The sequence below is a fragment of the Pauljensenia sp. UMB6358 genome (assembly GCF_030216865.1).
Classification (GTDB): domain Bacteria; phylum Actinomycetota; class Actinomycetes; order Actinomycetales; family Actinomycetaceae; genus Pauljensenia; species Pauljensenia turicensis_A.
This window is the reverse complement of sequence record NZ_JASOMS010000070.1, coordinates 1-348: the sequence shown is the minus strand read 5'-3', so window position 1 is coordinate 348 and position 348 is coordinate 1. Positions and strand designations below refer to the sequence as shown.

Here is a 348-nt window from a genome sequence, read left to right as displayed (position 1 = left end):
CAAATGCTGGTTGCCCACATCGCGCTCGTGCCTCTTGCCGAGGACGATCCGTTGCCCACGCCCGTGGCGCATCTGCTGTCTGACAGTGGGGAAGTGCCCGTCGCTTACGAGGGCGGCCCGGAACTGGAGCACGAGGCCAAGCCGAAGAATTTTAGGGTGGCCGGTTGGGTAAATGGTAGCCATTTTTCAGGAAGTAGCTGGTAGTTCCACCACAGCTGGTAGATGCCGCCGGCTGCGGCGGCTACGAACACGAGGACCGCCAAGACCGAGATGATCCATATGCGGCGGCGCCCCTTCGGGCCTGGGACGTCAAAGAGGACGCGGGTGGGGGTTTGGGTTTTGCTGCTC

General features: G+C 62.4%; 1 protein-coding gene. It reads left to right on the top strand.

What is annotated here, in order from left to right; genetic code table 11:
- The coding region (locus QP381_RS08670) for a hypothetical protein (protein WP_285068557.1) at positions 1-204 on the top strand (204 nt) is incomplete at its 5' end.
- Positions 205-348 lie beyond the last annotated feature (144 nt).